This window comes from Nocardia vinacea NBRC 16497, from assembly GCF_000308835.1.
In the GTDB taxonomy this organism is placed as follows: domain Bacteria; phylum Actinomycetota; class Actinomycetes; order Mycobacteriales; family Mycobacteriaceae; genus Nocardia; species Nocardia vinacea.
The window spans coordinates 1-7,328 of sequence record NZ_BAGN01000359.1 but is presented as its reverse complement, the minus strand read 5'-3'; the positions used below and the strand labels follow the sequence as shown (position 1 = coordinate 7,328).

Genomic DNA, 7,328 nt, shown 5'->3' with positions numbered 1-7,328 from the left:
ATCCGACGTCTGGCCGTTCAGCAGCGCGATGATCCGTTCACTGGCCTTCGGCCCATCGGTGGCGGATCGGCGGGCAACCACCTCGGGTGGCAAGCCGCCGACCGGATTCGCCAGATCATCCAGGATGTCGGTCGATTCACCGGTCAACGGCCCGCTGAGTGTCGATGTGTCGGTCCCCGCACCGGTTTCGCCGAAGGACGGATCGGACAGCAGTGCGTCCAAGACCGCGGTTCTATTGCGGAGAATCACATCCCCAGAGTCCTCGGCGGGCATAATCCGGATCGTATCCAGGCCGGACGGCGCGCTCGAGGACAGCTATTCCCGCTGGAGGGAACAGGCGGTCGTCAGCGCTGTTTTTCCTCGGTGACGAAATACTCCGGGGGAACATCGAATACTCGGGCCAGCGCGATGATCAGATCGAGCCGCGGAATCGCGTCACCGTGGATCAGCCGATACAGGCCGGATTGGGAAACCGGGACATCCGGATACGCCAATTCCAAATGCTGCGCCAAGGAGTACAGCGTCAACCCGCGCGTCGACCCGTCTTCGGTCGAAACTACCGATTCCGCGATCAATTCCGATAGTCGACTGGAGAAGATCGAAGCCGCGGCTTGCCTCGGGGTGAGCGCGTCCTCGCCATCCTGGGAGGGAATCTGGCCGCTATCCGACTGGGGGTCCGCTACCACACCGACAAACATTACCGCCTCGATTCGTCCGTTATCGCCTCACCCGGTTGCGGAACCGTTGCCGGTTGGGCGGGCCTGTTTCCGTTGCCGCTGGGCGCGGGTGGACCGATCGAGGCGTTGTAGTACCTGGTCTCGCCGCGTGGCTCGATCAGGTCGACGCGGACCGTGCGCATCGGAATGCTGACATCGACCGCGGTGGCACTGACCTGATTGATCGCCAGATCCACCGACCGGCGCCGCGGCGTGCCCGGCTCGCTGATGGTGACGGTCGTGTGGGCCGCGGATACCTGCGGTGGCATCTGGTCGAAGACCGCGATGGTCGCGGGCGGCGTGGCCGAATCCGCATCCGGACTCACTGCCCGGCTGTCGGCGGCCAGTCGCAACGAATTGGGATCGCCGACCGCGGCTACCAGCTGCGACCACCGATCCGGGCGGGCTGAATGGACCTCGACATCCGCACCGACGACCATCGCCCGCAGCACGATCTGTTGTGCCACCGCTAGATTCGCGTGCACGTCGATGGTGCGCCTGCGCGGGTTGTAGCGCGCCGGATCGAACAGCGGCAGCGCCAGAGTATGTCGCGGCTGTCCGCTGATCGCGCCGAGAATCTGGCCGTTGGGACCGATGGTGACGGCGAGATCGAGCAGCTCGTCGGGCGTGATGTCGATGCCGGGTTCGTCGACCGCAAGGTCGTGCACCGATGTGCCGGTCGGCAGGGTCGCCAGCAGCGCTGTCGATTGTCGGCCCCCGAGCGGACGCAGGAATCCGGGCGGTTCGGTGGTCGGCGCCGGCCCCACACAGCGGACCAGACCGCGCGAACCGAGCGCACCACCGGCCAGACTCACCACCACGGTCGTCCGGCCCCGGTTCCACGACCAGCAGTCGTCGAGTCCGGTGTCGTCGAGCTGGGTCCAGTCGATCAGGAAGCTGGTCACCAGCCGACCCGGCGCCGAGGACTCCAGATGGCCCCACTTCTCCCGCAGGTCGGACAATTCGACTCCGGCATGCAGCAACCGCGTGGCGTCGCGCAGTGCATCCGCGGGCAGCGCGTGGGCGGCGATACCGCGCTCGCGCAGCCTGCCCGCGATGCGGTGTGCCGCGGAAGCCAGGGCCTTGGGCGCCGCCACCTCGACCGGGCCGCGCCGGGACAGCGCGGACAGGTTGCGTTCCTGGTCCAGGCGCACTACCAGCCAGGTCACCCGACTGCCGACGACCGGGTGGGAACCGATGAGCTGGTCGTAGAGCATGCTGTAGCTGCTGGCCGGACGTACGCGCTGACCGGTGGTCACGATATCTATATCGACGGTGATGCCGAACTGATCGCGCAGCGGCAGCAGTGCGCCGACCGGCACCACATCCTCGGTATAGAGGCTCTTCTCGGAGATGACCGTCGGCAGATCCAAATTCGGTGCCAGCTGGATCATCGCGACCAGCGCCGAGCCCGCCTCGTGCACCCCACACAGCCCGGCGGCCACCTCGACGTCGCGCAGCGGCAGCCGTTCGGCGCGCTCGCGCGCCCTGGCCTCGATGCCGAACCGATACGCACCCCAGTCCAGCAGCCAGCGCGCGGTGGTGCGGCCGTTGACCCGCACAACCACCGTCACCAGCAATGCGGTCACCACCGCGGGCCCGACCCACAGCGGAACCCGCGCCCAGAGACCGACCAGCACGAAGCTGCTGGCGATCACCACCGTGGCGACCGGGCCGCGTTCGAGTCCACCGACTCGAATGCTCGGAAAGCTCACCGACGTCTCCCGATCGCCTTGTTCGCATAACTCGCGCCGAGGCCGAATACGACGGCCGCCGCGATGATGATCGTAGCGACGACCGCGGGCCGGCGGTCCCGCGCGCGCGGCGGATCCGGGATGACCAGAGTCGATGATCGGAACAGCCCGGCCGGCGGCTGGGGCGGTGTGCGGAAGCTGAGCGCCGCAAGGGGATCGATCACGCCCGCGCCGACGGCATTATCGATACCGCGGGCCGGAGCATGTGCACTTGCCTGCAGCCGGGCGCTGATCTCACCGGGGGTCTCATTCGGAAAACGTGATCGCAGCAGCACGGCAGCACCACTGACATATGCCGCGGCGAAGGATGCGCCGCCCACCGGTACCAGCTTGTCGGGCGAGCCGACGCCATTGATGAGCCCGCCGCCACCCGGCCCGAGCGATTCGATCCCGGTGCCGGGCGCGGCCACCGAAACCCATGGCCCGGATAGTGAATCCGCCATCGGCGCACCGGTCGCGGTGGTGAAACCGACCGTCAGCACATCAGGTGCGAACCAGCCCGGTGCGGAGATGGTCTTCACCTGTTTCCAGTTCCGGGAATCGAGCGGCCTGGCCGGATCGATCGCGGGATTCTGCTCACAGCCCGAGCTACCGGTATTGCCCGCACCGGCCACGATGAGCGCACCGCGAATGCGCACCGCGTATCCGATGGCCGCCGACAGGATCGACTGATCGACCTTGGAATCCACCGGCACACAGACCGGCAATGCCACGGTAATGACCTCCGCCCCGAGGTTCGCCGCATGGGTGATCGCGCGGGCCAGGGTTCGGATCTCGAGTGCGAGCTGTTGACTCGCATCGGTGTTGACGGTGTTCTCGGGGCTGAACGCACCCGAGCGGACCCGGATGGAGATCAGCTGGGCGTCGGGGGCAACGCCGACGAAACCATCGCTTGTACTCGCCGAAGCCGCGATGATGCCGGCGATCAGCGTGCCGTGGGCGTCGCAATCCGAGAGTCCGTCACCACCGGTCGCCACATAGTCGCCACCGCCGACCAGGTTCGGCAGCCGCGCCCCCGGCGATACGCCCGTATCGATCACCGCGACGGTGACGCCACCACCACGGCTCAACGCCCGCGCGCGCGGCAGCTCCAGCGCCCGTTCCGGCGGCGGCGCCTGGGACAGGTCGCTGTCGGGCAGTACGCCCGCCGCGAGACAGCCCTTGTCCTGTTTGGTCGGCGCCTCCGGTCCGGGCGGACCATCCGCGGGTGGCGTACCGACCACCACCTGCGGCGGTTCCAGCGCACTCGCGGGCGCGGCCCCGATGGCCAGCGCCACCGCGGCCAACCCGACGGCCGCGGCCTTGCCGATCCGCATCAGATCGCTCGCATCGCCGTGTAGATGCCCATGATCCAGAACGCGATGACGGGAACGATCAAGATCAGCGCGTATTCGACCAGGTCGATGACCCGGCGGGTGACCGGCGAAAGCCGCCGTCCCGGCAACCGGATCGCCGCGAAGCAGCCGGCGACTCCGGCCAGCGCGACCACCAACGCCACGACCAAGCGCGCGAACGCCGTGTCATAGGCCCCGACCAGTACGAATCCGACGCCGACCACCGTGACGGCGGCCGCGGCGAGCAGGGCGATGGCCTGCACCAGGTCCGGATACCAACGCGCCCGCATGGCCAGCAGACCGGCGATGGCCGCGGCCATGACGATCTCCCGGATGCCGCCCGGACTGGCCGCGGCCGACAGCACGGCCGACACGGACAGCAGTACCGATACCGCCGCGATCAGTCCGCGCAGACTTGTCACCGCCAGCCGCGCACGGCCCTCGATACCGTGGCCGAGCTGTTCGCGACGCAATTCGGCATCATCCTGTTCCGGCTCCGCATCCCTGGCGGCCTCGGCGTCGAAAATATCGGTCAGGCTCGTCGGGGCCACATCGGTGCCGGGGTCCGGCAGGTCGGGCGGCCGGATCCGGGCCGCCACCACGGCCAACCGCGGGGCCGAGGTGAGCAACACCAGTCCGATGAATACGGCGGCGCCGGTAACCTGCCGCACCGAAATATCGAGATAGGTCACCGGCAGCACTGTGGCGGTAATGACGACGCCGAGCACTGTCACGGCCATCAAGGTGGCGATGCCGAGTCGGGTCAAGCGCAGCATGGTCGCCGCGGCAATGGCGGCCACCACCGAACCGGCGGCCACATTCGCCGCGGCGAAGGCGCCCGGCTCGCCATAGGCCGGTGGCACCAGCATCGCGCCACCGGCGAATAGCAGCGGAAGTGCGGCCAGGGACAGCCCCAGACAGATCCGCGCCGCGGCCCGACGCCGACCGGAGGCCAGCGCGGCCCCCCAGCAGATCGCGCCGAGCAACAGGGCGGGCAGCCCGCACCACAGGATCGAACCGCTCTCGGTCCACGACCACGACAGCAGGCCGGCCATGGTGGCCGAGCCGATGCCGAGAGCGCTCAGGCCCACGATGGCGGCGGTCTCGGCGTTGAATTCGGCGAATTCGCGCTCATTGATCATGGCGAGCGCATCGGTGATGTCTTCGACGACAGGTGTGAACACCTCCGCCGATTCGACTGCCGAGAGCATCAGCACGGTGCCATCGACGACATCGTGATCGGCGAGGCTGCGCCAGCGCGGCATCGGCGGCTCACCGGGACGGCCCAGGCTCCACTGCCCGCTCGGCGGCGTGAAGTCGACGGTGTCGTCACCGATGGCGCGGGCCAGCACGCCGAGCAGGTCATCGATGAAGGTCTCGATGGTGAACTTGGTCGGCACGACCACGTCCACCTGGTAGGAGGCGACCATGACCGCGATCCGGGCGCGCGCGACCTCTGCGGAAGGCTGCGGTGCCGACGGTGAGGGCGCCGGTGGCGGCGGCGCGACGGCAGTGCTCATCGCCACTCTCCACGGTCCTGGGACGGACGCTGGGCCTGGTAGCCGTCGAAGCCGTCGGCCAGTGCCGCGGCCAGTTCCTCGAAGGCGAGCAGGGTTTCGGATTCGAGCAAGCGCAGATCGATCGGCCCGCCCTCGGCCAGGTGCGGGTCGTAGGGAACCACGGCCGTGGGTCGCTGCGCCGTCGCGAACAGCTTCTCGATCTGATCGACCTCGACGGTCGGCTTGGTTGGATGGTGGTGCATGATCGCGACGATCGACTTGGCGATCAAATGCTGCATGCCGTGCGAGTTCAGCCAGTTGAGGGTGGCGACCGCACCCTTGACACCGCCGACCGTGGCCGGGGTGGCCACCACGACCGCATCGCTGGTCTGCAGTACGGTGCTGGTCGCCGAATCCAGCACACCGGTACCACAATCCACCAGCACCAGGTTGTAGTGCCTGCGCAGGATCTCGACCGCCATCGAGTACTCCCGGCCCGAAAGCGCCTCGGTGGCTTCGGTATTCCACGGCGACGCGATGACCGCGAGATCGGCGTCATTGATCGAGGTGAACGAATGCACTGCGGAAAATGCCTCGAGATTCGAGGAGCGCACCAGATCCCGCAGGGTCAAGCCGTACGGATGCGCGCTCGTGCGGGTGGGCAGATCGCCGAAGTCCGGATTCGCGTCGACGGCCACCACCCGGTCGGGACGCAGATGCGCGAAGGTCGAACCGAGGGTCGCCGCCAGAGTCGTCCGGCCGACACCACCTTTCACACTGACCACCGCGATCTGATAGGGGGCGGTGAGCGGTCGGCGAATCCGGCCGCGCCGGTCTTGTTTACGTTGTTCGGCCGGTGACAGCCCCAGATTGAAGCCGACCTTGTTCAGCGCGCCGCGCATCCCGGAGGTGGACTTGAGTTGGGCACGCCGGGCGGCCGCGATATCGGAGAGCAGATCCGCCGATGTCAGTGCGGGCAGCACCTCCACCCGCTCGGACGGATCGTGGGACGCGTGGTGGATTCGGTCGGGTAACCACGACGCGGGTTGCTCCCCGGCTCTCGGGGGTTCGGCGCTGGCGGCGGATTGCCATGGCGCGCCGGCGGTCTGGGCCGAGGTCTGAGTGGATTCCCATGCCGCAGCGGATGTTTCGGCTGTGGCGGACTGGGCTGGATACGGTTGCGCCGATGGCGGCGGGGTCGCGGCGCGAGGCGGTTCGACGCTGGCCTGCGGCGCGCCGCTGGACGGTGGACTCTGCACCGGCGGTGGGCCGACGACGGGCGCGTCGGCGGTATGCACCCGCGGCGGCTGCGCAGCGGATAGCGATGCGTCGGCACCTTCCGGCGCGGCGGTCTGACTCGGCGGCTGTGGTGGGGCTCCGATCACGGGCTCAGCACCATCGAAATGCGGCACGGGCGGAACCGTACCGCCCGGAACCCGGTCCGCCCCAACAGAATGTCCGGTTGTGGCCGATGCACCGGCCGCGCCCGAGCCCGCCGAAGCCGATCCGTCCGTGGCCGGGGGACCGCTCTGTTCGGGAACGGGTGAGAAGAAAGCATCGTATCCGCCCCGGGCACGGACGGACTCGGTCGTATGACCGTTCATACTCGGTGCTCGGTTCACTTCGCTCATCCTCTCGAAAACTCCGGCGGCAAAATTCAATCGGTACGGCTGGTTTCAAACCAGCTGCGGCTGGGTAAAAGATCGACCAGCGCCCCGATCCCCGCGTGTAGAGCAGCATCGTCGCCGGGTGTGTAGGTCGACCACAGCTGCCCGTCCATCGCAATGCTGGGAGTCACGATGATCCGGCCCGACTCGGTATCCAGCACACTCACACTGGCGTCGGGCTGTGCCTCGCGGCCGTCGTGGTGCTCGAGCACCAGCACCTCAGCCCGCCGTACCACCTCGTCGATAACTCGGCTCAACACTCCAGCGGTATGCGGTTCGGCACCGAGTTCCACCAAGGCGCGCCGGCGCTCGTCCTGGTCGTCAGGCACCTCGCCGAATTGTTCGGGAGTCGCCGTAA

General features: G+C 68.1%; 7 protein-coding genes. All 7 read right to left on the bottom strand.

Annotated elements, in window-relative coordinates:
• Positions 1-273: hypothetical protein (locus ON44_RS34315; protein WP_040698385.1), on the bottom strand; the 273-nt coding region annotated here is incomplete at its 3' end.
• Positions 274-344: 71 nt separating this feature from the next.
• Positions 345-686 carry a helix-turn-helix domain-containing protein gene (locus tag ON44_RS34310; RefSeq protein WP_245567457.1) on the bottom strand — a complete coding sequence of 114 codons (342 nt, stop codon included), beginning with the start codon at positions 684-686 and terminating at the stop codon, positions 345-347.
• A gap of 11 nt (positions 687-697) precedes the next feature.
• Positions 698-2,431, bottom strand: a complete 1,734-nt coding sequence (gene eccE, locus ON44_RS34305; RefSeq protein ID WP_245567456.1) for a type VII secretion protein EccE — start codon at positions 2,429-2,431, stop codon at positions 698-700.
• Positions 2,428-3,786: a type VII secretion-associated serine protease mycosin gene (gene mycP, locus ON44_RS34300; protein ID WP_040698382.1), complete on the bottom strand. Its 1,359-nt coding sequence runs from the start codon at positions 3,784-3,786 to the stop codon at positions 2,428-2,430. The genes eccE and mycP overlap by 4 nt, the downstream gene beginning before the upstream one ends.
• Complete coding sequence (gene eccD, locus ON44_RS34295) at positions 3,786-5,324, bottom strand: type VII secretion integral membrane protein EccD (RefSeq protein ID WP_040698388.1); 1,539 nt, start codon at positions 5,322-5,324, stop codon at positions 3,786-3,788. Before eccD ends, mycP begins: the two co-directional genes overlap by 1 nt.
• Positions 5,321-6,715 carry a CpaE/TadZ family protein gene (locus tag ON44_RS48795; protein ID WP_245567455.1) on the bottom strand — a complete coding sequence of 465 codons (1,395 nt, stop codon included), beginning with the start codon at positions 6,713-6,715 and terminating at the stop codon, positions 5,321-5,323. Before ON44_RS48795 ends, eccD begins: the two co-directional genes overlap by 4 nt.
• Positions 6,716-6,960: 245 nt before the next feature.
• The coding region (locus ON44_RS34280; protein ID WP_040698379.1) for an ESX secretion-associated protein EspG at positions 6,961-7,328 on the bottom strand (368 nt) is incomplete at its 5' end.